This window comes from Streptomyces sp. NPDC104202, assembly GCF_055584185.1.
On record NZ_JBVJMN010000076.1, the window covers coordinates 10582 to 36987 of the forward strand.

Sequence of the window (26406 nt, forward strand, 5' to 3'; positions counted from 1 at the left end):
GAGATGTTGTGCCTTGCTCCTTCCCCTCCTGCCCCCCCCCGTTCGGGGGTCCGGCCCCCCCGGGGCGGCCGGCTACTCGCCGTTGGGTCCGGTGCCGGCGATCAGGGCGATGAGGACGAGGACGGCGGCGGCGAGCTTGATCACTTCGTCCGGCGCCCAGCCCTGGTTGAGGGCCAGGACGAGGACGGCGGTGAACGCGGCCGCCCAGGTGCGGCGGGAGGGCGGGGGGACGTTGGATGCGGACATGCCGGGGCCTCCTGAGTTCGGTTGTTTGGGTGGAGACCACGCTGAGGGAGGGTGAGAATGTCCGCCTGGGGCGATCAATTGAGGCCCAGGTGACGGGGAGTTGATCGCGGACAACGAGGGTATTCCCTCGGGATGTCCGTGGTGGGAGGAGGCGGGATGGGCCAGTCCGGGCGGCCGCTGGGCGATCTCCGGGGCCGTACCGAGGAGGCCAACAAGCTCGCGATCTGGGTCCGCGAGGTGACCGCGCAGGTCACGGGCACGGTGCTGGCGGAGACGTTCCCCTACGGCAAAACGGCGTGGAGCGAGTACCGCAACGGCGCCAAGCTCATCCCCGAAAAGCTTCTCGACCAGGTCGTCGAGAAGTACGTCCCCGAGGAGAAACGCGAGCATAAGCGCGCCGAGGGCCGTCGCCTTCTGCGGGACGCGCAGGCAGCGGTGCCGCAGCGGGTCTCGGGGCCGGAGCCTTCGGACGGGTCGAATCTGCCCGACCGGCCCTCGATGCCGGCAGGTGTCGCTGATGTCCTCTTACGCCTTGACGATGCGCGGCTGCAGCAGATCGAGGCGATGCGCAAGCTCGCCGACTCCGAGAAGCGCTGCTCGCAGTTGCAGGAGATGGTCTCCGTCCTGCAGAGCCAGTGTGCGCAGCTGACCGACGAACGCGACCGCGCCCGCCTGGAGGCGGGCGGCGTGCAGGAGCTGCAGGCCGCGCTGGAGCAGTCCGAGACCTACCGGGCGCGGGCGGAGGGGCAGTTGCGGCATGCTCGTAAGGCGAGTGAGGAGGCCTTCGAGCTGCGTCTGCTGGCGGAGGCGAAGGTGGCCCGTGTCCAGGCCGAGGCCCGCCGGACCACGGGAGCCGTGCAAGGGGCGGGGGGCCGGCTGCCGCAGCCGGCGGGGGTGGGGCTGGACCTGCCGCCGCTGGAGCGGATCGGCGAGGTTTTGCAGGCGGTGTCGGATCAGCTGGCCGAGCAGGACGTGGAGCTGAACGAGCTGCGTTCGCACCTGGGCGTCGCCGAGCCCGTCAAACAGGCGTCCGATGCCGCTCCTGTGGTGATCGCGGGGCAGGTCCTCGCGCGGCAGGACGAACTCGCCGAAGGTGACACGGTTGTCCGCCAAGACGGCCAGGACAACACGGACAACCCCGTGACCAGCACGGATACCGTCTGGTCACCACCGCCGAACCTGCTTGTCCAGGTGTTGTCCGCAGCCGTGTCCCCGGCGGATCTGGGCCGGGCGATCGACATGCTGCGGGTCCGTGCCGGCGTCGAGGAATGGCCGATCGCGCGGATGCTGCAGCACGTCAACCGCGGCCGACCTCAAAGCGAAAGCCCGTACACGGACGGCGCCATCAGCGGATGGCTCGACGGCAGCGGCTTCCCCAGGAACTACTGGCCGCTGGAAGCACTGGTGATGGCGATGGGCGCCACCCACGAGGAGAAGGCGGCCTTCTACGAGTCGTACATGGACGTCTGGCCCCGGGTATCCGCAGCGCTCCATGCCGAAGAGGAACAAGCCCGGCAGAAGGAACTGCGCGTGCAGGCGGCACGGGCGCAGGCAGCACGGAAAGAGAGGGAAAGAGAAGAGGCGCGGCAGGCCGCGCGGGCGCGGGAAGCGCGGGAAGAGGCAGAGAGGGAAGAGGCGGAGAAGCAGAGGGCCCGGCAGGAGTGGAACGCTCAGCAGGAAGCTGCGGTGGCCAGGCGCCGGAAGGCGAAGGAGAGCGTGCGTGCCCAGTGGTCCGTACTGTTCATCCGCCGGCTCGAGCAGGTGTCCGACATCGAGGGCCTGGCACGGATGCTGCAGGAACTGGACCGTCAGACCTGGGTCACGCAGGAGCGCGTCGCACAGACGGTGTTCGGCTCCACCAAGCGCGAACACGTCGAGATCGTAGGTCAGTGGATGTCCGGCACCGCGATGCCCGCCGATCTTCAATTCACCCTGCTGGTGCGAGCGCTGGAAGCCCGGCCGGAGGAGATGGCTGCCCTGCAGGAAGCCCGGAGCCGCGTGCTGTTCAACGAACACGTGTCCAGCACAGCCCACCCCGTGCTTCCCCTGTCTAACACCCCCACTCCCCCGGCTGACAAGCCGGGCCCGCCCGTGCACCCCGCGCTGGAGCCTGGACGCCCCACCACTACCACCCCTCCGGCAGAATCGGCGCCCAAGGCAGTGCCAGCGCCTCCGCGCGACGCCGGCGACTCAGAACCTTCCGGGCGACGGCGGGCCGGGAGGCCGGGCCTGGGATGGTACGCGGCCAGGCTGGGTGCGTGGGCGGTCCTGGCGACCCTGTGGGCGGCCTTCACCACCGCCGTCAAAGCCAACCCTCATGCACCACTACAGCCGCTGCTCACCTACGGCCTCATCGCCCTCGCCCTCTCGATCACGCTCTGGGTCATGTGGTTCACACCCCCTTCCCCACGCCCCCGGAAACGAACGGCCGCGGACCTCTTTCTCACCTACGGACCACAGTCCTCCATCGTGGCCGGCGCCACCCTCCCCTGGCTCCCCCACACCGACATCTGGGCACGCTGGCTCGCCGACCTCACAGGACTGCTGTAGCTGCCCCACCCCGAACAAAACATCCCGGCCCCGCCGCATCGGCGGGGCCGGGATGCGTGCGTCCGGCGACGCACTTCAGTTGTTGCTGCGTCAGCCTGGCAGGTCGACCGCCAGGGTGCAGCGGCGCGCTTGATGAAGAGCTGGGGTCCCGGTTCTCTCAGCTTCGTCTCAGCTTCGTTGCTGTGGTGGGTTCCGCGCCAAGGGAGGCGCGCACGTGCGTGATCACGGGAACCAGAAGTCCGCCGATGTCGACAACGACCCAGACATCGTCTGCGCCGTGTGCGTCGGGTTCCGCGCGAGATGCCTCGACGGCCGATGTCCGGGTCAGCGGCAGGCTCTCACCGCCCTCGGTCTTGACCGTCGTGGTGGTGGCGGCACATCGTCGCCGGCCTGCCCCTCCTACGAAGGCCGCGCCGGACGATCAGGCAGCCTTCTTGATCCACTTGCCTTCTTTCCAAGAGATCGAGACACGAGAGCCGTCGCCCTCGTCTCGCACGAGTTCGTCGAAGTCGCGGACCAGGGCTGCGTGAGCCTCGTGATCCAGATCCCCGGGCAAGTAGAGATCCCAACGGCCGTCCTCACTCTGCACGATGATCAGCTCGTCCGCTGCTGACGGTGCGGGCCGGACCCGGCGTACACGAGAGCGCAGCAAGGTGATTGGGCGACGGGCACCATCGTAGGAATCACCCGCAGTACGCTGCAGAGTTTCTTGGAACATGGTGGCCGCCACGAACCCAGCACCCGCGGCCACCATCTCGGACGCGTACTGCACGATGCCAGTGTTCCCCTAGCCGCTGTGCCACCTCACGACGTCGTCCTCATACAGCTCTTCGTCAGCAGTCCCCATGCCGCCCCCCAGGTCAGATAGCGAGCACAGCAGACAGCACTGACCCACGCACCCCCCCCAAACGTCGAGGAAACGACGGCGCGGCTTGTCAGGAACCAGGAAGAAGACGCCGAGCCGTAGTTCAACCGGCCTGGCCCCGACCGCCAGGAATCCGCACGGCGCGGATGCCCGGATTGACGGTGCCGCAGCCACCATGCCTCACAGGTACCTGCGGAGTCCTCATCGGCCGGCCCGCCTGCTGCGACAAGGCATGCGACAGGAACCCGGGCTGCTGCCGGGCCCCTGTCGCCTTGGCAGCAGGGACAGGATCTGAACCTGCCACCGCTGAATTATGAGCCCAGCCTGATGACGCTCTTTGGAATCGGCCACCCCCTGCTTAGGGGTGACCCACGCCTACTCGCGATTCCCCAGTCTGGAGTGAGATGAACTCCGTGGGGCAGCGGGCCGGTTTGTTCGTCGGCCGATGATCAGGGCTGGTTCGTTATCTGTCGGCCGAGTTGTTCGAGGAACTCCTGCAAGCTGGACGCGGCGACCTCGAAGTCGTCTTACCAGGAAGCCGTGGTGGACTTCCAGACTTGTCCGCTGTCTCCGATCGCGAACAGATGGCCCCCGCCGTCGCTGGCGAAGACCAGTGCGATCGATTCGCCGTCGATCGGAGCGGGGCCGTACTCGCGGAAGTGTTCCGCCACCATTGCTGGTGAGTGGATGAAGTACCCGTTGTCGACGTCGGGCAGGGAAGCCTCGCTGATCACCCAGTAGAGAGTGGTCAGGTGGGAAGGGATCGGCGTCAGGTCCACGAGCGCGTCCGTCGCCTGGTGGCTGGCGTCGGTTGCGAGCATCACGGCGTTGTGGCCGGGCGGGAAGCCGTGCGTCGTGAGGAAGGACTGCATCAGCTTCGTCAGTGCCGCGTCGGCCTGTTCTCGCCAGGACCGGACCCACTCCGCGTCAAGCCGCTCACCAGGCACGCTTCCCCCTCGATTACGCGTGGCACCCGCCGGCGCGAGCCCGGAAGAACATATCGGAGGGCTCAGCATGGAGTGCGATGGGAACCGCGCTCTTCCGATCCGCGGCTCCTGGACCGGCCAAACCTACTCAGGCGATCTCCCCACTCATCGAGTGATCTTGACCGGCGTGTCGAACTGGGATCGGAGTGTCGTGGAGAGCCTGCGTGCGCAAGTGAAAGCGTCTGAACTTCGCCAGCGCGGGGCTTGCGGCGCCGGCTGCTCCGGACGGGTAGGCATAGACGATGAATGAAGGTGGCGGCCTGCCAGGTCTATCCCTCTACGCCTCCGTCCACTTCGTACTCGATGCCGTCGGCGCGACATCCGTCAGGCGAGGGGTGAATGCTGGTGTCGTCCTGGACGAGCTAGTTTCTGGGGAAGTTCTCTCGTGTAGGCAGGGCAAGGCTGACCTCCTCGTCCGTCAGGAGAGGCCCACCCCCACTCCCGTCGCCGTCGATCCGCCTGGGCTCCTGCAGGGAGGGCGCGGTTGACGGAGCTGCGTCATCCCCGGCCACCCACTGGCAGGCTCCGTAGAGGGCCGGCACCAGGAGAGCGACGGCGAGCACGACTACCACGCCGGCCATGACGCGGCCGCCGGCGGCGTTGTTCACGGTGAGGGGGCCCAAGGAGATGTGACTGCGCGCGGCCCGGCTGCCCGTGATCACCACCGCGTCGCGGTAGGAACGGGACGAGAAGGCATCTCCCCCTGATGTTGATTCCCGGAGCCATCATCACCAGGCCGACAGCATTTCTGAACCCGCATCACACGAGCTGGCGCGATGCGAGCCCCAGGTCGTCTCTTGTGGATTTGGACGGCCGAGTCTCCACGCCCGGCAAGATCCGGGAAGGATGGCCCAGGTGGCGTCTTGTCGATCATCGGTCGAGCCAGATGAGGGTGTTGGCGAGGGTGGCGGCGCCGAGGTTGCGGGTGGGGCGTCTGTCGTACCGGGTGGATGATGCCGCGCTCTTGCTTGAGGCGCTGGAGGCGGTGCTCGACGACGTCGCGCCGCCGGTAGGCGGCCCCGTCGAAACCGCAGCGCCGTTCACGGCGCCGTCTGCGTCCTGACCAGCTGGTTTACGCGTACGGTGGTCTTGGTCTTGATCCCGCGCCGGTTGAGATGGGCCCGGCAGGCGCGGGCGAGTAGCCCTGGACCGCGACCACATGATCGGTCCGCTCCGGGGCCCGTCCGGGCTCGGACGGGTCACGCGGATGCGGCCGATGACGGTTTCGGACTGGGTGCAGTCGTCGCGGTTTCCGGCAGTGACGAGGAAGGCCGGGGGCGGCCACGGCTGTCGTAGGCCAGGTCGACTTTGCTGGTCAGCCCGCCGCGGGAGCATCCCCAGCTACCTTCTTCGAGACTCCCCGGGCGGACGTGTGCGGGTGGGCTCGCACGATCGTGCAATCGATCGCGGCTTCCTGCCGCGCCGGGCGGCACGACGGCGAGGTCCCCGGGACCGGAGGACCGCCGTGGCACGATCGCCTCACCATCACCCCGGATCCCGGATTTCAGACCCTGAAGGACCACTGTGTCTTCCCTCCCCGTCGTGCTGCACAATGCTCGGATCGTCGACGGCACGGGCGCCCCACCGGTCGCCGACGGCATCCTGGTGATCGAGGGCGCGCTCATCCGCTGGTGCGGTCCGGCCGACGAGGCTCCCGACGATCCTGGCCTGCGCCGCGCGACCCGAGTGGACCTGGGTGGGCGGACCGTCTGCCCGGGGTTCGTCGACGCGCACGTGCACTTCGCTCTGCCGGGACCGGCGGAAAGCCCGTTGGCGGGTGCGAGCGAACCCGTCAGCTACAGGACGCTGAAGGTGCTCGAACGCCTCCGGGTCACCCTGCACAACGGGGTGACCACGGCGCGCGACCTGATGGGGCTCGACGCGGGCTTTCGGCAAGCCGTGGCCGAGCGTCGCATCGCGGGGCCGCGACTCCTGGTCGCGGTGAGCATGCTGAGCCAGACCGCGGGCCATGCCGATTTCCGTCTTCCCGGCGGCATCGATGCCCTCGATGCAGCCGTCGCCTTCCCCGGCAGCCCCTCGGGCATCGTGGACACCGTCGACGACATCCGCACCCGCGTGCGCGAACTGGTCGCCGCCGGCGCGGACTGCATCAAACTCGCCGCCAGCGGCGGGGTTACCTCCCCGCACGACCAGCCGGAATGGCTCGGGCTGCGGCCCGAGATGATCCGAGCGGCCGTCGAGGAGGCCGAAGCCTACGGCGGCCTTCCCGTCGCGGTCCACGCGATCGGACAAGCAGGCATCACTGCGGCCGTCCGCTCTGGCGTCCGCAGCATCGAGCACGGCTACGCCCTCACCGACGAGCTGCGGGAGGAGATGGTCGAACGCGGTCAGTTCCTCGTGCCCACTCTCCTGGAGACCATGGGCGAGCCCGACCCGTCCTCCGTGCCGGCGGCCGTCCACGCCAAGGCCGTGCACTGGCACCGGGTTGCCCAGGAGTCCGTAGCCCGCTCCGTGGCGGCCGGGATCCGTGTCGCGATGGGAACCGACGCCGGCCTGATCGCCCCGCACGGGCAGAACCTCAAGGAGCTGGGTCTCCTCGTCCGCATCGGCGGCATGACGCCGCTCCAGGCCATCCGAGCGGCCACCTCCGATGCCGCCGATCTGTGCGGCGTAGGCGACGCCACCGGCAGTCTGGTCGCCGGAAAGGCCGCGGACCTCGTCGTCTGCGGCACCAACCCGCTGGACCACATCGACTTCCTCGCCGACCCCGCCCAGCTGCACGCCGTTCTCAAGGAGGGCCGTGTCGCCATCGACCGTGCAGGGATCCTCGCCTCCGCGGGCCTGCCCGACCTCGTCGCATAGCGGTAGCGGATTGGACGACAGCAGAGGCTGTCAGGAGCCTCGTCCGACAGCCGGCTCCCGGAAACCGTCGAGCATCGTGTTCGTGATCAAGTACTGGCATGCCTAGCTGATCGAACGCCGGAGGGTGATACGGCACTGCCGATGCACCGTGTCCCGTGCAGTGGTGGAGCCGAACGTGGCGGCGACCATTGCGGCTCAGGACCGCTCTTCTTCGGCGAGCCGCACCAGAACATCCAGGTCCGGGACGTCGAGCGCCGGCATCCGCAGCCAGGCGAATGGGAATCCGTACGCGCCGCCATCGACCTCGTACTCCATGCGAAGCATCGCGCCCAGTTCCTCCTCGTCCTCGGAGAAGATGACGACGCCGTAGCGACATGAGGTGATGGTGTGCCAGGGGATCTTCTTGCCGTCATAGTGCAGCCCGTCCGCCGTGGCGGTCAGTGGGCCGAAGTCCACCTGGCCGCCGGCCGCGAGTGTCGCCTTCGCTCTGGCGAGGTGCACGTCGGCGACCGGAGCTTTCACGCGCTGCATCAGTGGCGCGACGGCAGAGGGGGGCGAGGGCGAGAGCCGGCCGGTGCGGAAGACGGGCTCCGGCGTGACGACGGGCGGGTCGGCCAGCAGCGACCCCACGACCGTGCCGTCGGTGAACTCCAGCAGCAGTTCGTGCAGCCACTTCGTGATCATCAAGCCGTCGGCCGCCTCGCCGTCCATGTCGTCGGCGTACCACACATGGGCGACCTCCGCCCAGGGGTAGGCGCGGCGCTCACCGCTGTCGGTCAGCACCACGCCGTCATCGTGCACGGCGAGCGTCACAGCCCGCCGCCCGCCAGGTCCGTCGATATGCGCAGGCAGCGTGGCGCGCGCCGACACGGCCGAGAACTCCGGCTCGCCCGTCGCCGGCACGTCCTTCTCAGGCGCGGACTTCCTTCGCCACCAACCAGCCATGACCTCTCCCTCGGCGTCGGCATGCAACACCGGTGGCTTGTGGCTTGCACAGGAATTAGCCAACACCACTCCGACCATCACACTATCCGGCGGACAAGATTCAGGGCCAGAGGATCACGACATGGGCAGCAGCAACGCCCAGCCCAGCGAGCGTCGTTGCGCGCCGCTTCCAAAAGACGTCCTGGCGCGGGTGGCTGTATGCCTCGGTGGCCGCGTTCGCGCCGTCGAGAGCCTGGCATGCCTGGAGGGAGATCGACCAGCGGGTGCGTCCGTGTGGTGCGCGGGACTTGACCGCTTCGTCGGCGCGGCGGTGAGCGCGGACCATGGCTGCGGTGAGACGGGCGTCCGGTTCGGAGAGTCCGGTGCTCGCGCGTTGCTCGGGCAGCACGTCGCACAGTGTGCCTGCGGCGGCCTGGGCAAGGCTGGGCAGGAGGGCCGCCACCAAGTGCGATTCGTTGATGGTGCACAGGTGGTCGACGCCATCGGGCATGGCGCTTGCACCTGTGCAGGAAGGGGATGGTGGTGCCGGGAAGGGCGGAAGGGGCGGTAGGCGGTAGGTGACAGGCGTCAGGCGCCCGGCGTAGCGGCAGGACGCAGAGTCCGCCGGTGAGGGGGGTGTGGGCATGGCGGTGGCGGTGGCGAGGGCGGAGCGCCCAGGGGGAGGACCGAGCCGGCGTGGGCCATAGTCAGGTGCAGGCGTCGGTCAGCGTGTACGGCTGGTAGACGAGGACGAGGTTGTTCCCGAGCAGGGCGAGCAGCCGTCGGCGGCTTCTACCTGCCAGCCGGTCAGATCAAGGTCGGTCAGTCGTCCCCGACGACGAACGGAAACTCCGTAGGTCATATGGCATGGCGGATATCCCGAGCCCTCAGCGAGCCAGGAGCTCATCGAGCAGCCTGTCGAGATCGATGAACTCCTCCCCATCGGCGACAACGTCGTATGTCCGGTCCAGGAATCCCTTCAATGCGCCGGCCTGCACAAAGAGCGCCGACCGCCCCTCGCGCCCTTCCGCGGGATGGCCCAGTCCAATGCGGACTTCATGGCCGCCCACTCCCCGGTGAGGACAGAACGTCACATCCCCCTCGCCCACCGGCCGAAGCAAACCGTCGGCCAGCATCTTCCGGTCGAACTGCCAGGAGGCCAGCACGGCCAGCCCGTCGAAGAAGTCCGCCTGCACCGCATACGGACGGTCAGCGGAATAGGTGAACCGAGCGGAAATCGGCACCGTGATCTCCCCCGCGTCGAGACGGAGCGCGAACAGGCTGGAGACGCAGGACATAAGGGAGGCCTCTCGACTTCGGCAGGACAGCGCGCCGCTCGCCTGCCCACTCCTCTGGTGCTCAATCCTCAGCGACGACTGTCGCTCACCTAAGCGTTTCGGTTGTCGTACCATCTAGGTCGTCAGCATCAACGACTGCTTATGAGGCTGACGGCCAGACCTCGCCGCGCAAGGAGCCGCTCTCGTGGCTCGGTCCTCGATGTACTCCTGGAACCGCTTCAAGTCGCCGGTGATCTGACACTTGACGAATCCCAGCTTGTCACCGCCGTTCTCCGCGTAGCCCTCCGGTTCGTAGTCTCGTGGCAGCATCACCTTCGTCCTGTCCTCCTCCAGGCAGTGGAAGGTGACCACCGCGGCCTGCCTACCTCGCCGCTCAGCGTCGTCCGGGCGACCCGCTCGCCGGGGATCTGCTCGGTGATCTCCACATCGAACTCTCTGGTCACGCTCTCGATCTTCGCGATCCAGTGCGTCACCTGGCGGGACTGTCCTGCCGTGGCCCCCGCCCCGGCCCAAGAGCACCTAACACAGTGAGGTGGATCGGCCCTGGTGGCCATGTCCGTTCGGGTGGGGTGGGTGTTGCGCAGTCCATGAGGGCTTCACCGTGGATCGTGTCGGATGACCTGTGGGAGCGGATGGAGCCGCTGTTACCGAAGAGGGGGCGAAGGTTCAGGTATCCGGGCCGCAAGCCGGTACCGGACCGGCAGGTGCTGTGCGGGATCCTCTTCGTCTTGCACACCGGCATCCAATGGGAACAGCTGGCGCAGGAACTCGGCTTCGGCTAGGGCATGACCTGCTGGCGCCGGCTGCGGGACTGGAACGAGGCCGGTGTCTGGCAGCGGCTGCACGAGGTACTGCTGCCCGCGCTGAGTACCGGAGCTCGGCTCGACTGGTCGAGCTCCAGCCACGTCAGGGCGTTAAAAGGGGTCCAGACTGGCCCGTCGCCGGTCGACCGGGGACGGGCCGGCTCGAAGCACCACCTGATCACCGACGGCCACGGCACACCGCTCGCGGTCGTCCTCACCGGTGGCAACCGCAACGATGTCACTCAACTCATGCCCCTGCTCGACGCCATCCCGCCCGTCCGCGGAAGAGCAGGCCGACCAGGCCACAAGCCCCAGGCCGTTTTCGCCGACCGCGGTTACGACCACGACATCTACCGCGATCAGGTTCGGTCTCCCGGGATCATCCCGGCCATCGCCCGGCGCGGCACTGCCCAGGGAAGCGGCCTGGGGGTCTATCGATGGGTCGTCGAGCGCGCCTTCGCCTGGCTCCACGGCTTCAAACGACTCCGCGTCCGCTGGGAGCACCGAGCAGACATCCACGAAGCCTTCCTCAAGCTGGCCTGCTGCCTGATCACCCACCGCCAAGTGCTGTCCCTCATCTGACCAGCCACTGTCCATGCCGGAAGACGGCTGCGGCAGACTGATCGCATGAACCGTGACGATCTGCAAACCGCACTCGATCGGGACGACAGCACCTCCGCGCGTGCCGCCCTGGCCGAGCTCCAGGCAGGGTCCGACTTCGAGCTCTTCCAGGCTCAGACCGTCGCCGCTCACGAACTCTGGGACATCTGGTCCCATCGGCATCAGGTCATGCTCGACACCGGAGTGCCCCTCGCCCCGGAATGGCCGAAGCCGTGGACAGACTTCATGCCGCCGGATCAGCCCGTATCTACCTGGCGACGATCACCGGCTCGCATCGACGGTTCATCGTCTTCCTCACGGAAGACCTCACCCGGTCCATCGCCTGCACTTAGTCAGCAACCTCACTCTGTTAGGCGTTCTAAGACGTCGCTTTCTTACGGGGTGATCCTTCGTTGTTCCGTGCATGACGGATCTGGTTGAGCGTTTGGTGCCGGAGGATTTGTGGGTGTTGTTTCGGCGGGTGGTGCCACCGATGGAGGTGATACGTCCACAACGTGGCGGTCGGCGTCGGACGGGAGACCGCGAGGCCCTGGCGTCGATCATCTCCGTGGCGACATCGGGCTGCGCGTGGCGACAACTGCCGCCGGTGTTCGGGCTGGCCTGGCAGACGGTCTGCCGGCGGTTCACCCAGTGCAGCCGGGAGCGGGTCTGTGCCCGGCTCTACCGTGTGATCCTCGGCGAACTCGGAGCGCGCGGCGAGTTGGACGGGTCACGGTGCGCGATCGACTCGGTCAGTATCCGGGCGGCAAAAAGGTGCCTCTATGGATTTCGTCAAGCCGTAGCTGGTGTGGGCGGCTGGTAGAAGGTGCCGTCTCGGAGCATGGCGAAGAGGACGTCGATGCCGCGTCGGGCGAGTGCGACGAGGGCCGCGATGTGGTGTTTCCCTTCGCGGCGTTTGCGGTCGTAGTAGGCGCGTGACTCCGGTTGGGACAGTGAGGCGAACGCGGCGAGGTAGAAGGCCCGTTTGAGCTGCTTGTTGCCTCGCCGGGAAGGATGTTCGCCGCGGATGGACGAGCCGGAACTGCGGGTCACGCGTGCCAGGCCTGCGTAGGCGGCGAGGTGGCCGGCGGTGGCGAAGCCGCTGCCGTCACCGACGTCGATCAGGATGCGGGCCGCGGTCCTGATCCCGATACCGGGCATCGAGATCAGGACCTGGGAAAGAGGGCGGGCCTCCAGAAGTTCCTCGATCCGAATAGCGAGGAGTTTTCGCTGGTCGAGGACGGACCGGAGGGAGCTGGCGAGGCTGGGAACGATCAGCGCGGCGGCGTCGGTGCCCGGGACGACGACGGTCTGTTCGTCGAGTGCGGTGAAGATGTCCTCGACCAGCCGTTCGGCCATCCGCGGTGCCTTGGGCCGTATCAGGGTCACGAGGCGGCGGCGTCCGGCCTTGCGGATCCGGGCCGGGGAGCCGAACTGGTCCAGCAGTTTCAGCACGGCCGGGTGCTGGATCCGCGGGCCCAGGACACGTTCCAGGGAGGGGTGTGCTGGGGGACGCCAGATGAAGGCGCTGGCGACCTCGTCCGCGAACGAACGGTGCTGCCAGGTGTCTGTGACGTCTGTCCAATCGCGAAGGACGGCCCTGTTCTCCGCCTTCGGTGACTCTCGGTCGTAGACGAGGTCGAACGAGTAGACACGGCCGTCCTCATTTATGCACTGGCCGAACTCGAGGTCACCCCCGTCCGGGAAGAGGTTGACCAGCACGGTCGTCGTCGGGTCGAGCCCCTGGTCTTCGAGAAGGCTCCTGAGCCGCCTCCACAGACCGAGCGCGCTCGTGCGCAGGAGGTCTGTGTTCTGAACATGTGCGGCCTGGGACATAGAACCCGATCTTGTGTCACCAGATCCGAAACCGCCAGTCCTTAAAGATGGACGCCCCATACAAAAACATGTCTGGGCCGGCAGTCCACCCGAACGCCGAGATCATCACCAGCGTCCCAGGGCTCAGATCTCTCTCCGGCGCCCGGATCCTCGCCGAGATCAGGGACAACCGATCCCGTTTCATCGATGCCAAGGAACTCAGACCCTTCGCCGGGGGTGCACCGGTCACGCGAGCGTCCGGCCAGAAGCCTCTCTGTCATGGCACGCCGGGGCACGAACCAAAGACTCGCTGCAGCCGGCTTACCTATGGGCCTTCCGCGCCCTCTCCTCACCCGGCGCGAGAGCTCACTACGACCGCCGACACAAAGCTGGAGAACGGCACACCGCAGCCCAACACAACCTCTTCGGCCGCCTGCTCGACTCCCTCCACCACTGCCTCGCCGGCAACATCCCCTACGACGAGACCACCGCCTACCACTCCCGCAGACCGGCGCCGTTGCAGATGCTGCTTGACAGCCGTCTCCAGCGAACTGTGACTGCCCAGGTGCAAGAGGAGTCACCCCGGCAGAGGGGCCAACCGGCCGCTCATCCGCGGCTCGTCCACCTCTCCGGGATGGGTCATCCGGATACCGAAGGCGCTCTCGACAAGTGACAGGACGCCATGGAGAGGGGGCCGCTCGCCAGGGACGAGCCCCAGCGGCCGCATGTGCTCGTCGAGCCGTGTCGGGTCCTACCCAGTCGGCTCGATCTCCTGGAGCGTGTGAAAGTCGACGATGACGTCACCGTCGACCGCGTATGTGAACCAGTACATCGGCTTCTCGTTGTAATGCAGGGCGACAGCCTCCGTGCCAGCGGACACGGCGCTCAGGATGGGTTCCTCGAGCCCGTGCACACCACCCTGTTCCCACGCCCACGTCCACGAGCCGTCGATCCCCGTGGTGACGACCGGCTCCTCATCGTCGATGAAGGTCGTCGCCGAAGTCATCCGACAGATCCATGCCATCGCGAGGTGCGAGGGTCCCCTGGTCAACACCCATGCGGGTCAGCAGCTCGACAGGGCTCAGACCCCGCACAAAGGTCAACGTGTAGATCGGAAAGTCGCCTACCCGGAGCATCTCCAGGCCGCATTCCGCGTGTTCACCAGTCACTCGGCGGATGCTGTCACACCCCACTGACACCAAAGCCAACCGTCACCGCTTCACGGATATCTGCATCGGATGTCAAGCACGGAACAGAGCTCCTTGTGGTCGACCAGCCTGCCTCGATCGGAGCCCTGCCGCTGGCAGTGCCCGGACGTGGGCTGCCCGGTCGCCTACCTGCCCGGATTGACGATGCGGCGGATCGCCGACCTCTACCCAGGCGAGGCCGCCAAAACGGATGCGAGGGACGCGTTCATCATCACGGACGCCGCCCGCGCGATGCCTCACACGCTGCGGGCGATCGACGGCGTGTACCAGACGATCGCCGAGTTGGAGATGATCGTCGGCTCGACGACGACCCGGTCGGCGAAGCCACCGGGGTCGCGAACCGGCTCCACGGCCCGCCGACACAGATCCACTCGTCGCTGGAGCGGGTGCTGGGGCCGCGGTCGCGGCGCCCGGTTACGACCGAAGGCCCAGAGAATGGCAGCGTCTGGTCGAGGACACCTTCACCGTCCCGACCGCCGGCCATCTCGCCGCCCGCGCCGGACTCGCCCAGGCGACCCGGAGCTCAGGATCCTCGATCCGCGGCGAACAGCCTTCCAGGAGAGGAAACCAGCAGCTCAAACGGGTGCTCGTCCTCACCGCGTTCGCCTCCCTGGGCGACCCGGCATCCCGGATCTACTACGACAAGAAGATCGCCCAGGGAAAGCATCACGCTCAGGCCCGGTCTGCCTCGCCGGACGCCCGGCCGACGTGCTGTTCGCGATGCTCCGCGACGGCACCTTCGACGAACAAGAGCTGTCGGCCGACGTCACCTGACCTGCGGATCTGCGAGAAGAACAACTCCATCGGCCTCTACATCGAAGCCGAGCACTGGGTGACCATGGCCGCCTTCCGAGTCCATCAGCACGGGCTTGCCCAGCCGCCGCCCGATTTCACGGAGGAAGCGGCAGAACACCTCAAGTCGATCCTGTCCCTGCAACTCCCGCAGGTCGACGTCGAAGTCGACTTCATCGTCCGCATGGAATCGGAAGATCGTCAACACCTCGGCAGTGGGCCAGACCCGCAGATGAGGGCACTCTGCATCGGCCGGGCGGGACAGCACGGCCTCCGCCCGAGGCACCGGAAGCGCCGTCTCACCTTCGGAGTACTGGCACTTCCATCCCTTCTCCGCGACAAGATCGAGGACCGCCTGCCAGTCCTCCACCGAGGCATCCGGGACGTGCACGTCCGGCAACGACCCCATCAAGTCCGGGTCGAAGAAGGGACTCACCTCATCCCACAGCAGATCAGCCACCCCGCCATGTTGCCCGGCTCGTCAACCCGACGCATCCCCGTTTTTCCCTTGACCCATGAGATAGGGGCCCCTGGGGCGGGGAGCAGTTCGTACTGGGTTGGGTCACGCGGTTCGGGCGGGGATCGCCCGGTGGCGCACCGCAGGCGGGGTCAGCCGGGGAAGGAGAAGTAGAGTGCATCGCTGTAGAAGGACGCGAAGTGCTTCTGCCAGTCGGCCCGGACCGAAGCCAGCCAGTCGTCGTTCTGTCCGGCGATCGCCGCCTCGGCGTGGGCGACGGCGTCGGGGATGTCCTCGTCCACCAGACGCCACACACTTACTGCCGGATCCTCGTCCGTCATCGAGATGATCTCCCCAGTCTCGAGGACGAAGTACTTCGACTGCTGCTTCTCGAGGTGGGTTGTGGTCGTGGCGACGCATTCGGCGAACACGGCGTCCTCCTCCAGGCCCTTCCCGACCGCCCGCAGGAGGTCGCGGAGCAGGGCCGCTCCGCCGGCGTAGTCCGCGGCCATGCCGATCGGGGGGTTCCAGATCATGGACGGCACGATCGTGGTTCCGAACCCCACAAGAAGTCTGTGCGCGAGCGGGATGTCCCAGTTGTGCTCGGATATGCATCGGATGCGCTGGGGGATCGCCGCCTCGTTCGGCATCGAGTCCGCGGAGTAGAGATAGGAACGGTTCGCCATGGTGGGGACGCTAACACCCGGGGACCGACAACGCCGACGCCCCCGGGACCCCACACACACGGCCGGAACGCATGGGAGGACCTCGCCCCGGTAAGGCAGTCAGGCAGCACGCACCAGGACCGCGCCCGGTGCTGCACCTGGCAGCCTCACCCCTTGTCGGCCGCCTTCGTGAACATCGCTGACGCTGCGGAACGCCGTAACGCGCCGGGGGCGGGCCGGCCCTCGCCCTCCCTGTGGCCGGCTGGAGCAAATGGGAGAGGAGGCCCAGGCGGACACGAGCGGACAGGATGCCGCTCGCCAGCGCCTGCAGAACATTCGTCAGCGCAACCGCAATGATCCACGGGCGAAGCAGTCGAGACCGGATGGAGAAGGCCGCCCCCCGGAGTGGGAAGAGCTCACCGGATGGGTTCCACCCCGGTAGAAACCTGGTGCCCTGCGTCGCTGGCGGCAGGGGCGAGGGTCCCTTGCGTTCTCGGCGCGCGCCTGGGGTGCGTGGTGGATCGCCGTGCAGCCCGCCCGCTGTCCGTCCCTCTGCGTCGGCATGGCGTGGGCGTCAGGGTGACCTGATGTCGAAGTCGCTCAACTGGGCCAAGCTGTAGCGCATTTGGTACTACTGTCCCTCTGGATGAGTATCTCTACTTCCTGGAACGGGTGAGATGGCGCCGGAGACTAGGAACAAGGTCATCGACCGTCTGCTCACGAGTCTTGCGGTTCTTTTCGGTAGTGTGGCTTTCGCCCTGTCAGTCGTCGCCGGCCAGTCCGAGGGCATCGCATGGTCCCTCCTCGTCCCCGGGATCATCAGCACGGCCATCACACTGATCGTGGCCGCGTATGAGAAGTCTCGGGCCAACAAACTGCGGGCCGCTACAGAGCAACTGGCACGGGACACCGAAGCCCGCTATGAGCTACTCGTCGCGGGTCTGACACCCAGTGTGAAGCATGTGGCCACCATCGCCGGATTGAGCAACACCTCTCCATCTCTGGGTACACAGCGCGGACGGCTGGATCAGTCCGTCGCTGTCTCGGCGGCCGGCGTGGCACCCGGATCCCGGGGCATGTTCTACACCTACGACGCGGCCACGAAAGTCTTCACTCTGGCAGCGGAGTGGCCTGCGGGATCGAAGCAGCGGTTCCTTCCGACCGATTCGGGACACAACGTCCTCCAACAGACGGTCGACAGCATCCGCGTCTTCAACGCCGGAACGCAGCCTTCGATCTTCAAGGCCAACGTCATGATCACCACACCGTCCCTGTCACCGGATGCAGTCGCTGTCGTTCCGGTTGTCGTGGGTGCAGCGCCGCTGGGAGTGCTGGCCGTCGACTCCGACCGCTCTGGCTGGTTGCCTGGGGCAGTCGAGTACAGCGACCGCGACATCCGCCAGCTGCTGCTCTTGGCAGACCTCCTCACCGCCGGGTTGGCCCCATGAGCACCCCTGAAAACCGCCCCACTCCACACCCTCCATGGACAGACGCCGCTGTGGAGGCCCACATGCGCGACCCGAGTAGCTTCTACACGAATCAGGCCCGCGCCCTCGCCGACGTCAACGCCAGCATCGACGAACGGATGACCGAGATCTACAGGTCGCTCCCCGGCGAGCGAATCAGCCTGTCCATCTCTCTGGCAGGCGCTCTCACCGGTACCGTATGGCTGGCAGTTGCCGGAACCCTCTGGGCAATCGCCCCCGGAGCCGTCACCATGGGCATCGCCGTCGTCTGGGTGAGCGTCGGCACTCGCCGCCACCCCACCCCCCCGTCTCCTCGATTCCGCGACTAACCGCCTTATCGCAGTCAGTACCGGAAGGGTGTCGCCTGATCACTGGCACCCGCAAGCTAAGGGCTCAAGACTCCGGGACCGGCGGGATTCTGTCCATCTCCTCCATTGACTTCCGAACAGGCGTCGCTTCCTCCGGCCGTACGGAGGAAGCAACGCCCTCGATTACTGTCCGGCCTGCTTACACAGCTGTCCTTACTCCTGCCTCCCAGTCGGCTTGCTCCTGATAGCTCGCATCATGCTTGCGGTCCTGCGCTGCCTCAACGGCAGAATGTAGTTGGTCGGCCCGGCAGCTGCTGTCCTGCAGGTCCGACAACTCGGTCCTGCAGGCCACGTGCAAGGGCGGCACGTTCGAGGAGGAACGGGACCAGACGAGTTGTCGCCTCGTCGTTACGAGCCCCAGCGCACCGATCGCATCGCCCATGTCATCGATGGCTGCGAGCCGTGTCCCCACCCCCGTATGCGATCCGAGACAACGGAGAGGGAACACCGCTGGCCTCGACCCCGTCGCGTCGCGGAAGTCCCCCCAGCGGACCTCGGACACGCCCTTCAACCGACTTTCCCATGTCTTGCTCCCCATCTAGCTCGTCGTGCCAACCTCGACGGGGCCTTGAGCATGGTGGGGTTGTGGGTGCGGTCCTGGCCCAGACGGCCTGTGACGGCATGGTGCTTTAAGGCCCCGCTTTGGCGTCACGATCTTGCTGTGGATGGAGTGATCACGGCGTCGGCCCCGTCCTGAACAGCCCGACGCCACTGCATGGCAGCCGACCCAAGGTTCCTTCTTGTCCGCCGGCACGACCACGCCTTCAAGGAACATGCCGCCGCCTGTCATGCAGGAGGCGGCCCGTCGCCCCTCTGTCTGTGAATGGCCTGCGCGAAACGGACGCCGGCCCAGCCGGAGGGAACAGAATGGAATTCGCCATCGTCGTCATCCTGACTGTGCTCGTCCCCCTCGCGGACAGTGTCGTCAGAATGGTCCAGGACCACAGCCGTATACAGGGGGAGGCAGCAGTCATCCACGCACACGCCCTTGCCGACCTCGCGCGGGCCCATGGCGATGCCGAGATCATCCGTGCCCTCGCCCTCGAAGCCGCTCAGATCAAGGGCACCGCTCGTGCCTGACGCCGGCACCCCCTTTCCTGACCGCCTCCGCGCCGTGCACCTCGACCAGGGCAAGGCGCTCCTGCGCCTCGCCCGGCAGGCGCTAACTTCTGAGGGCCTGTCCCCGTCCCGCGCCGACGCCGAGGACGTCGTCCAGGACGCTCTCCTCATCGCCCTCCGTAACAGCAGCACACGGCAGATAGAGGACCTCCACGGCTACCTTCGCACCGTCATCCGCAATCAGGTCAAAGACCTCAGCCGACGCAAGACTTCAGCCCCCCTCGATACCAACGCCGCTGACGCCGAAGGCCACAAAACCCTCTGGGTCTCCGACGTCGAAGAAGACGAGGCCGCAGCCGCCGTCGTGGACACCGAGCGCGCCCTCGCGACGCTCTCCCCCCAGCAGCGCCGGCTCATCCTGCTCAGTGAGGGCTGGGACTACACCCATGCCGAGATCGCCCACATCACCGGCCTCAGCCGGGGCACCGTGTCGACCCACATCCGCCGCGCAAAGGTCGCCCTCGCTGCCGTCCTGGCCACCACCCTCACCGTCCTCATCGGCTGGGCCTCCCAGGTCGCCGACGGCCTCAGCAGTGCCGACACTGCCGCCGGCCGATGGATCACCAGACTCTCTCCCGAATCACCTGCCCTCGCCAGCGCCACGGCGGCCAGTATCGTCGGCATCACCGCCATCGCCTGGCTCCGCCGACGGCAATCCGGGCCCCGGCTCGCCCGCCACACACAGGTCCTCAACGCCTTGATCCAGGCATCACCCCGCATGGTCGCAGAGAAGATCCTGCCCACCCCCTCCGACTATGCGGTCCACCTGGGCATTCCCGAGGAATGGATCACCATGGGAGCCCTCCGCCAGGGGCGTGCCTCCGCGCCCACCGGAACGACCATCGACGTTCGCTGCAGCTTCGGATCACTGACCGCCACCCACATCACGACCGGGCGCCGACGCAACACGGTCGCTACCGGCCTGACGGGACCCGAGGTTCCCGTCCGGGAGTCCACCAGCAACGACACCCCGTCGCACGTCAGCCCGTCCGGCGAGGCGCCGGAATACTCCTGGCCCACAGACCCCGGCGAGGCACCGCTGTAGGCGCCTCCAGCCCTATCCCCGTAGCGCGACCGCCGCTGAGCGGCAGTCCGATGCGCTGAACTCCGCGCCTGCTACCCCCACGGCTCGGACGCAGGTGCCGCAGCCGCGCCTTGCCCGCCAGCCGCAGGCCCTTCCATTCCTCCACTGCCGTTACGCACGGCCGGTCGTTCGCCGTTGGACCCGACCGACCCCGCCCGTCCTACCCTGACCGCCCCTCAAGGCCGGTCGTAGGAGAGGGAACCGTGTCATGCAGACGCGGCCCCAGTCCCCCTATTTCTGTGATCGGCCTGCACAGAACCGCGGCCGAGGCATCGGAGAAAGGAACATTCATGGAACTCTTCATCGCAGCCGTGCTGGTCGTGGTCGTCCCCCTCGCGGACAAGCTCGTCAAAATAGCCCAGGAACGGAACCGCACTCAGGCGGAGGCTACGGTCATCCACGCGCACGCCCTCGCCGACCTCGCCCGCGCCCACGGCGAAGCCGAGATTATCCGTGCTCAGGCCACACTCCCCGCCCCTCGTGCTGCCGCGGAGGGAGAGGGCATTAGCCCTGTCTGACCCCATCTGGTGAACAGCTCCAGGCTCGAGACGAGGGGCAATGCACTCGGGCGCGGCAAGCCCAGAGCGGATGCGTTCACAGAGCGCCGCTGCATCGCACGGGATCAGCTCTTCAGCATGGTCAGTGCAGCCGGTCGGCGTTCCCAGGCGTGAGAGAAAGCTTGGGCTCGTCGTCCATCCCGTCGCGCTTGCCGAGGTTGACATGACCGGTCTGCTTCCTCACGGGGAAACCAATCGGCGAAGTACTCAAGGCTTCGTACGATTGGGCCATGGAACCTGTGGCGATCTTTGAGAACGAAGAACTGTTTCGACCGGCAGCCATGGGATGTGTTGTATGACGTCTCGTGGGTGAGAAAGGGCGAGTTCCGGCTTGTCGCGGGTGGTGGGCCCGGGACCGACATCGTGTCAGCGATCCCGAGGACGGCCCGATCAAGGGCAACGTCGAGGCTGTCGGAATTCCCGCTGCAGCGGCAGGCCGGGGTGGCGCCGCACTGTCCGTTTGGGAAGAACCTTCGCCTGACGGTCAAGAAACACCGCCGGGGACAAGTGGCACTGCTCCGGATCCCTTTCCGCCAGCGGGAAACCAGAGAGGAAGACCGGCGGACCGGTGACCACATCCAGCGCAACTCAGGCGAGGTTGACCGCGTCGTAGAACGCCTTCACCCCATCCGGGAAGTCCTCCTGCTCATACGACCCGCCACCCCGTTCCTGTGGTCCAGAAAGCAGAAGTGCCTGGGCGACCTCGGCTGGAGACATCCCGAACTGCGACGGCCCCGCACCGGCTCCGGATCGCAGCTCCCAGCACTCCCGCTCCGCACCCCTGCCCATCCATCTACTCTTTCGTGCCGATCGGCCCGGACGAGATGTTGCGGTGAACGCGTCAACCCGCGCTGTTGCTCCTCCGGGCACCCAGTATGGGGCTGGCCAGAACACGGCTGTCAATGAGGAGTTCTCACTGCGCGGCCGACGAGACGAGGGCACAGTTGGCGGAGTCAACGGGGAGACCGACGCACACAGGGGGTACGCCCATGGCAGACAACGGGGATCGGCAGGCACGGCTAAGGGTGCGCCGGCGGCCTGGACCGATGCCGGTTCGGGTAAGACGTCTGGCATCCGCTGGTGAGGCGGAAGCGGACGTCAGGCCGGAGGTGGTTCGCCCATGGTGGCGACGTCTCGACTGGGCACTCTACGCGACCATCGCTTCGGTGCTGGTGGCGGCCGGCGGCCTGGCCTTCACTGGTGTAAGCACGTACTACGCAACTCAGGTTGCCGTTGACCAGCTGGAGCAGTCCAGAGAAGACGCAGGGGTTCAAGAGCGCCGCCAGGCATCCATGGTGTCCGCATGGTCGGAGCGACAGAAGAACGGCGGGATCAGTGGCGTGTTGGCAAACCGGTCTTTGGATCCTGTGACCACCGTCTATGTCAAAGGCACCGTCACCCCTCCCAAGGAGAACGACGGCCAGGTCTTCTACGTCCTGATCGAAGTCCTCCCGCCCTGCTCGAAGGTCTTCATCACGCCGGATGTCGTGGGACGCAACGCAAGCGAGTTCGTGGCTGCCTCACGCATCCGAGTTGAGAAGGTGTGGTTCCGAGACGCACAGGGCCAGAAGTGGAGGCGACAGAACGATGCCCCTCTCGCACCCTCAAGCGGCCCTCAGGAGCAATCCGAACTGGGCGAAAGTCACTCGAACAGTAACAACTTCAACCAGCCCCTTGCTGAGGCAGTAGCAGCCGCCAAACCCATCACCAAGTGCGGCGAATGAGCCAGGGCTTGAGGTAGCCGGTCTTCTACCGGTAAGCCCGCTGCGCGGTCTTCTCGTACACAGACAGGGCCGAACGGACGGAGGCACTTCGTGCACCTATCGCAGGTGCACACGCTTCTCGGCACATCGTCGGTCTCGTACGCCGCGCAGGACGACGCGCTCGCCCTGACCACAGCGCCCTCGGTCATGACCCGAACCCTGCTGGCCGTGGACACAGCCGCGCGTTCGCGCGAGGAAGGCGACATCACGGCGGCCGCCGACACGGCCGCCGGAGTCCTCGAACGGCTCCCCGCGCCCTACGTCCGGCCGCCTGTGCCGCCTCTTCGGCCTGACCGATGCCACACCGCTCTTCGAAGTCGAGACCTGAGACCGCTGGCGCGGCAGACCTACAGATGGGTCCGGGCTGGCCGCGCACCAGGACACGGCCGCCCCGCACACGCCATCGCCATCGCCATCGCCATCGCGGAGGAGAGCATCCGGCTCGGGCATGGCATGGATTGACGTACGGGTAAGGCCGGTTCTACGGAAAGCCCTTGTGTACCGTTCGACCCGAGAGGAGTTCCCGACGGGCATCTGTATGACACGTCATGACTCTTCCCCCGACGCTGGCCCGCGCCTCGAAAGGAGAGCGGGTGGAGCGCTCCTGGGCAAGCCCAGCCCCCCGGGGCGGTCCGGGTCCGGGGCGCACATGGTGCGTCCGTAGGGTCCGTAGCGGCTGCTGGTGTCGAGCAGGGTGGCTCCGTCGGAGACCTACCAACAGGCCGACCTGACCCGAACATCAGCTTGGACCGTGCCGCGGGTACGGGCCCCGCTGACGGGATCGGCATGCTGCGGATTGGCCGGCCGACTCTCGGTTGCAGCCCTTGAGGTCAGCATCGAAGTCGACGCCACATGGACCTCGCCCGCTACGAGCCAGCCGCCCCGATCCCCGGGTTCAACCTCGGACAGGCCCTGCGAACCTACTGGACCCTGCAACCAGGACGGCCTGCCGGTAGTCATGCGGTACGTGACCATACGATTCTCTCGCCGCCGACTCCGGGGACTGCGGCTCTGGCCGGTCGGTCCTGTCCTCGCGCTCGCGTTCGCCACTGCGCTCATCGCGGCAGGTTCCGTCTTCTTCCTCGGCTGGGACTTGCTCGGAGTGCAGGGCATCAGAGCCGAGCGGCGTCTGGACTCGAAGACACTCTTCGATCTGGTGAAGCTGTCCTTCGGTGTGGTGGCCGGCGCCGGCGCACTCGTGGCGCTCGTCGTCGCCTACCGCCGTCAGCGGGTCGACGAGGACGGCGCGCTGCGCGATGCCACCCGTCTGCACAACGAGCGGTTCACCACAGCTGTCTCACAGCTGGGCGACACATCCGCAGCCGTCCGTCTGGGTGGCGTCCACTCGCTCGCGGGGCTCGCGGACGATGCCCCGACCCCAGAACTCCGCCAGACCTGCATCGACGTCCTGTGCGCCTATCTGCGCCTGCCGTACACACCCGAGGCCGCCCTGCCGGAGAGCGACGAGGCCGCACGGCACGAGTACTTGGCCGCGCGGGAGGTCCGGCACACCGTCATCCGGCTGATCCGTGACCACTTGCGCCTGTCGGCGACGGACCCACGTTCCTGGCACGGTCGCGACTTCGACTTCACCGGAGTGGTCTTCGACGGAGGAGACTTTTCGGGCGCGCAGTTCCTGGACGGTACCGTCGACTACAGCGGTGCGGCGTTCGAAGGGCGAGTCCTGTTCCGTGACACCCTGTTCCAAGGCGGGGTCGTTCTCCTTCTCGGCGCTGTCTTCAGGAGGGACTGCCTCGTCGACTTCAGCAGAGCAGCCTTCGATCGAGGCTCGGCCGATTTCAGCGGGTCTGATCTCCGCGGCGGGATGATCAAGTTTGACGGAGCGCGTTTCCGACACGGCGAAGCCGCCTTCAGCATGGTCACGATGAGCGACGGCAATGTCACCTTCACCAACGCAGCCCTCGACGCAGCGTCCCGAATCGACTTCAGTGAAGCGACCATCGACGGGGGCGCGGTCCGCTTCCGATTCGCCCGACTGGACGGCGCCATCGTCACCTTCCACCGCACCATCTTCGGGGGCGGCAGAATCAGCTTCGTCGACACCACCCTCCGCAACAGCACCTGCGACTTCCGGGATACGGACTTCAGCGACGGCACAGTCAACTTCACCGACAGCACATTCGATGGCAGCGCCTGCGACTTCAGTGAGTCCCGAGGCACTCCTCCGCGTGGCCTGCCGCTGGCTCCGCCACCAGAGTGGCTGACCGTGCCGCGCCACTGGGTCCCACGTCCGGCATGAGGCCAGCGATGACGAGGGGGTAGGAGCCCACGCGACATCGCCCATCATCCGTCTGTCTCAAGGGGGTATCAAAAGTAGGGGTGGTCCCGGGGACCATCCCGGGACCACCCCTGCTTCCGACTCCCTCGTCGAGCGCTTCGGACGCACGTACTCGTCCGCAGGGCTCGAGTCTCCAGTCGCGGTGTGTTCAGGCGATGGCGAGCGTGAGGGCAATGGCCTGGCCGAGGGTGATGGAGGGGGTGATCACCGATGCTGCGGAGGTGGGGGCCGAAGGAGAGACCACGCGGGGGTTGCCGCGTTCGGAAGTCCATGATGTCGACGGCCTCCGGCAGGAGGCGGGCCGTTCGGTTCGCAGGAACCAGCCCTTGAAGTGCCGGAGGAGACGAACGCGGGCATCCGGCTCCGCGCTCGATCGAAGCCGGCGCGCCGGATCGTGTCACGGACCTGCACGGTCCGTCCGCATGACACGCAACGACAGGACCTGGACGACCGGTCACCTCGATACGGCCGCCGGCGACTCGCGGGCCCTGCGTGACCGGCGGTCCTCGGCACGGCCGGTCGGGCCGTCGTTCCCGGAGGGCTTGCCGGTCCGATGTTGTCGGGGGGCCTGGTGAGGTGCCGTCGGCACGCGTCAGCTGTTCGCCACCCAGATCGCCGCGTTGAGGGCGGTGGCGAAGCACACCCATCCCAGGTAGGGCGCGAGCAGGAGGGCAGCCGTTCTGGATACCCGGGTGAAGAGGCGGATGGTGACGCCTGTGGCCACGACCAGGAGCAGGATCTCGACCAGAGCGGCGCCGTACGCGCCGAGTCCGAAGAACAGCGGGGTCCAGCCGAGGTTGAGGGCCAGCTGCACCACCCACCAGGTCATCGCCGCTGTCCTGCCGGCTGCCCTCCGCTGCCGCCAGACCAGCCATGCGGCGGTGCCGATCATGGCGTAGAGGGCAGTCCAGACGGGACCGAAGAGCCAGGCGGGAGGCGCCCAGGCAGGCAGGTCCAGCGACGCGTAGACCTCCGCCGCGTCCGCGGAAGCGAGCGCGCCCACGGCCGCGACGACATAGACCGCCAAGAGGAAACCCGAAAGGGCCGCCCACGCTCTCACGCCCCGTGCAGTCATCCGGTCAGCCGCTTCAGACATCAGAGCCCACTCCTCGCATGGGTCGCACTACTCGACGCCTGGACTTCGGTCTCCGGCACCGCCTAGATGCGCCTGCCCTCCCCGGGCCCGTCGGACTCTCCCTCGCGCTCGTGCTGCGGGTGCGGACGGACTCGGCACAGGGCGGGCGCCGGCGGTGCGCGGGGTACGGGATCGCTGCTTCCCCCGCTGGAAACAGTGGCGTGGCTCCGCGACTCGATACGACAGGAGACACCGGTCCTACGAGGCCGCCGTCACCTTCGCCGCAGACCTGGTGCCGGCGTTGCAGGGGACGGCAGAACGCGGCGGAGCGAACGCGCCCCGTCGTCGGTCGTGAGCAGCGCCGCCCTGGGTAGGTGGACGGCGTGATCGCCCTCGAACAGCTCGCCGCCGAAGGCCGCGCGCCTGTCCTCGCGGCGCTGGCATGCGCGACCGGCACGCCATCGTCAGGCGGGCAGGCACGCTGCCTGCCCTGAGCAGAGGTTTACCGGGACGATGCCGGCGCATACGAGAGCTAACACAGCCTTTATATGACGAAGTGGAGCGGCACTATGGGCATCATCGCGTGGATCCTCATCGGCCTGATCGCCGGAGCCATCGCCAAGGCCCTCATGCCGGGCAAGGA

The 26406-nt window shown here is 67.2% G+C and carries 20 protein-coding genes and 7 pseudogenes; 14 read left to right on the forward strand and 13 right to left on the reverse strand.

Annotation, left to right across the window (positions count from 1 at the left end):
• Window positions 1-72: 72 nt before the first annotated feature.
• Entirely contained in the window at window positions 73-246 is a 174-nt protein-coding gene (locus ACZ60W_RS33120) for a hypothetical protein (protein WP_469759105.1), read from the reverse strand.
• Between the two features lie 156 nt (window positions 247-402).
• Here ACZ60W_RS33120 and ACZ60W_RS33125 point away from each other — a divergent pair, with 156 nt between their 5' ends.
• Window positions 403-2796, forward strand: a complete 2394-nt coding sequence (locus tag ACZ60W_RS33125; protein ID WP_469759106.1) for a hypothetical protein — start codon at window positions 403-405, stop codon at window positions 2794-2796.
• A gap of 421 nt (window positions 2797-3217) precedes the next feature.
• On the opposite strand, the gene ACZ60W_RS33130 is transcribed toward ACZ60W_RS33125, so the two are convergent.
• Together ACZ60W_RS33130 and ACZ60W_RS33135 are read right to left on the reverse strand one after the other, a co-directional pair.
• On the reverse strand, window positions 3218-3568 hold the full coding sequence (locus ACZ60W_RS33130; protein ID WP_469759107.1) for a hypothetical protein: 351 nt from the start codon (window positions 3566-3568) through the stop codon (window positions 3218-3220).
• A gap of 620 nt (window positions 3569-4188) precedes the next feature.
• Complete coding sequence (locus tag ACZ60W_RS33135; protein WP_469759108.1) at window positions 4189-4608, reverse strand: hypothetical protein; 420 nt, start codon at window positions 4606-4608, stop codon at window positions 4189-4191.
• 1581 nt (window positions 4609-6189) lie between these two features.
• On the opposite strand from ACZ60W_RS33135, the gene ACZ60W_RS33140 reads away from it, so the two are divergent.
• Window positions 6190-7470, forward strand: a complete 1281-nt coding sequence (locus ACZ60W_RS33140; RefSeq protein WP_469759109.1) for a metal-dependent hydrolase family protein — start codon at window positions 6190-6192, stop codon at window positions 7468-7470.
• A 195-nt stretch (window positions 7471-7665) separates the two neighbouring features.
• Here the strand turns inward: ACZ60W_RS33140 and ACZ60W_RS33145 are convergent, their stop codons facing one another.
• The 4 genes and pseudogenes from ACZ60W_RS33145 to ACZ60W_RS33160 all read right to left on the reverse strand — a co-directional run.
• Window positions 7666-8445: a hypothetical protein gene (locus ACZ60W_RS33145; RefSeq protein WP_469759110.1), complete on the reverse strand. Its 780-nt coding sequence runs from the start codon at window positions 8443-8445 to the stop codon at window positions 7666-7668.
• A gap of 70 nt (window positions 8446-8515) precedes the next feature.
• A complete protein-coding gene (locus ACZ60W_RS33150) occupies window positions 8516-8905 on the reverse strand; it encodes a hypothetical protein (RefSeq protein ID WP_469759111.1) in 390 nt (129 codons plus the stop codon).
• Window positions 8906-9281: 376 nt separating this feature from the next.
• Window positions 9282-9692 (reverse strand): SsgA family sporulation/cell division regulator, encoded by a 411-nt coding sequence (locus tag ACZ60W_RS33155; protein WP_469759112.1) that lies wholly within the window; start codon window positions 9690-9692, stop codon window positions 9282-9284.
• A 139-nt stretch (window positions 9693-9831) separates the two neighbouring features.
• Window positions 9832-10165, reverse strand: a pseudogene (locus ACZ60W_RS33160) (SRPBCC family protein); the annotation flags it as partial.
• A 114-nt stretch (window positions 10166-10279) separates the two neighbouring features.
• On the opposite strand from ACZ60W_RS33160, the pseudogene ACZ60W_RS33165 reads away from it, so the two are divergent.
• Together ACZ60W_RS33165 and ACZ60W_RS33170 are read left to right on the forward strand one after the other, a co-directional pair.
• A pseudogene (locus tag ACZ60W_RS33165) lies at window positions 10280-11077 on the forward strand (IS5 family transposase).
• A 442-nt stretch (window positions 11078-11519) separates the two neighbouring features.
• Window positions 11520-11882 (forward strand): annotated as a pseudogene (locus ACZ60W_RS33170) (transposase); the annotation flags it as partial.
• Between the two features lie 5 nt (window positions 11883-11887).
• Here ACZ60W_RS33170 and ACZ60W_RS33175 read toward each other — a convergent pair.
• Window positions 11888-12598: pseudogene (locus ACZ60W_RS33175) on the reverse strand (transposase); the annotation flags it as partial.
• A 419-nt stretch (window positions 12599-13017) separates the two neighbouring features.
• Between ACZ60W_RS33175 and ACZ60W_RS33180 the strand changes: the two are divergent.
• Window positions 13018-13406: pseudogene (locus ACZ60W_RS33180) on the forward strand (transposase); the annotation flags it as partial.
• Window positions 13407-13661: 255 nt separating this feature from the next.
• Here the strand turns inward: ACZ60W_RS33180 and ACZ60W_RS33185 are convergent.
• On the reverse strand, window positions 13662-13916 hold the full coding sequence (locus ACZ60W_RS33185; protein WP_469759113.1) for a DUF6461 domain-containing protein: 255 nt from the start codon (window positions 13914-13916) through the stop codon (window positions 13662-13664).
• Window positions 13917-14159: 243 nt separating this feature from the next.
• Between ACZ60W_RS33185 and ACZ60W_RS33190 the strand changes: the two are divergent.
• Window positions 14160-14892, forward strand: a pseudogene (locus tag ACZ60W_RS33190) (IS110 family transposase); the annotation flags it as partial.
• On the opposite strand, the gene ACZ60W_RS33195 reads toward ACZ60W_RS33190, so the two are convergent.
• Entirely contained in the window at window positions 14885-15370 is a 486-nt protein-coding gene (locus tag ACZ60W_RS33195) for a hypothetical protein (RefSeq protein ID WP_469759114.1), read from the reverse strand. The pseudogene ACZ60W_RS33190 and the gene ACZ60W_RS33195 sit on opposite strands and share 8 nt — an antisense overlap.
• Before the next feature lie 149 nt (window positions 15371-15519).
• Window positions 15520-16053 carry a DUF7822 domain-containing protein gene (locus ACZ60W_RS33200; protein ID WP_469759115.1) on the reverse strand — a complete coding sequence of 178 codons (534 nt, stop codon included), beginning with the start codon at window positions 16051-16053 and terminating at the stop codon, window positions 15520-15522.
• Window positions 16054-16709: 656 nt separating this feature from the next.
• On the opposite strand from ACZ60W_RS33200, the gene ACZ60W_RS33205 reads away from it, so the two are divergent.
• The 5 genes from ACZ60W_RS33205 to ACZ60W_RS33225 all read left to right on the forward strand — a co-directional run bounded on the left by ACZ60W_RS33205 (window position 16710) and on the right by ACZ60W_RS33225 (window position 20587).
• Entirely contained in the window at window positions 16710-17480 is a 771-nt protein-coding gene (locus ACZ60W_RS33205; protein ID WP_469759116.1) for a hypothetical protein, read from the forward strand.
• A gap of 62 nt (window positions 17481-17542) precedes the next feature.
• Window positions 17543-17827 (forward strand): hypothetical protein, encoded by a 285-nt coding sequence (locus ACZ60W_RS33210; protein ID WP_469759117.1) that lies wholly within the window; start codon window positions 17543-17545, stop codon window positions 17825-17827.
• 906 nt (window positions 17828-18733) lie between these two features.
• Window positions 18734-18946, forward strand: coding sequence for a hypothetical protein (locus ACZ60W_RS33215; RefSeq protein ID WP_469759118.1), 213 nt, complete (start codon window positions 18734-18736; stop codon window positions 18944-18946).
• A complete protein-coding gene (locus ACZ60W_RS33220) occupies window positions 18939-20030 on the forward strand; it encodes an RNA polymerase sigma factor (protein ID WP_469759119.1) in 1092 nt (363 codons plus the stop codon). Before ACZ60W_RS33215 ends, ACZ60W_RS33220 begins: the two co-directional genes overlap by 8 nt.
• A 329-nt stretch (window positions 20031-20359) precedes the next feature.
• On the forward strand, window positions 20360-20587 hold the full coding sequence (locus ACZ60W_RS33225; RefSeq protein ID WP_469759120.1) for a hypothetical protein: 228 nt from the start codon (window positions 20360-20362) through the stop codon (window positions 20585-20587).
• A 121-nt stretch (window positions 20588-20708) separates the two neighbouring features.
• On the opposite strand, the gene ACZ60W_RS33230 is transcribed toward ACZ60W_RS33225, so the two are convergent.
• The gene (locus tag ACZ60W_RS33230; protein WP_469759121.1) at window positions 20709-20909 is read right to left on the reverse strand and encodes a hypothetical protein; all 201 of its coding nucleotides are present in this window, start codon (window positions 20907-20909) and stop codon (window positions 20709-20711) included.
• An 883-nt stretch (window positions 20910-21792) separates the two neighbouring features.
• Here ACZ60W_RS33230 and ACZ60W_RS33235 point away from each other — a divergent pair.
• Both ACZ60W_RS33235 and ACZ60W_RS33240 read left to right on the forward strand, forming a co-directional pair.
• Window positions 21793-22350 (forward strand): hypothetical protein, encoded by a 558-nt coding sequence (locus ACZ60W_RS33235; RefSeq protein WP_469759122.1) that lies wholly within the window; start codon window positions 21793-21795, stop codon window positions 22348-22350.
• 997 nt (window positions 22351-23347) lie between these two features.
• On the forward strand, window positions 23348-24649 hold the full coding sequence (locus tag ACZ60W_RS33240; protein WP_469759123.1) for a pentapeptide repeat-containing protein: 1302 nt from the start codon (window positions 23348-23350) through the stop codon (window positions 24647-24649).
• Between the two features lie 631 nt (window positions 24650-25280).
• Here the strand turns inward: ACZ60W_RS33240 and ACZ60W_RS33245 are convergent.
• A complete protein-coding gene (locus tag ACZ60W_RS33245) occupies window positions 25281-25715 on the reverse strand; it encodes a TspO/MBR family protein (RefSeq protein WP_469759124.1) in 435 nt (144 codons plus the stop codon).
• Between the two features lie 617 nt (window positions 25716-26332).
• Between ACZ60W_RS33245 and ACZ60W_RS33250 the strand changes: the two are divergent.
• Window positions 26333-26406, forward strand: a pseudogene (locus ACZ60W_RS33250) (GlsB/YeaQ/YmgE family stress response membrane protein); the annotation flags it as partial.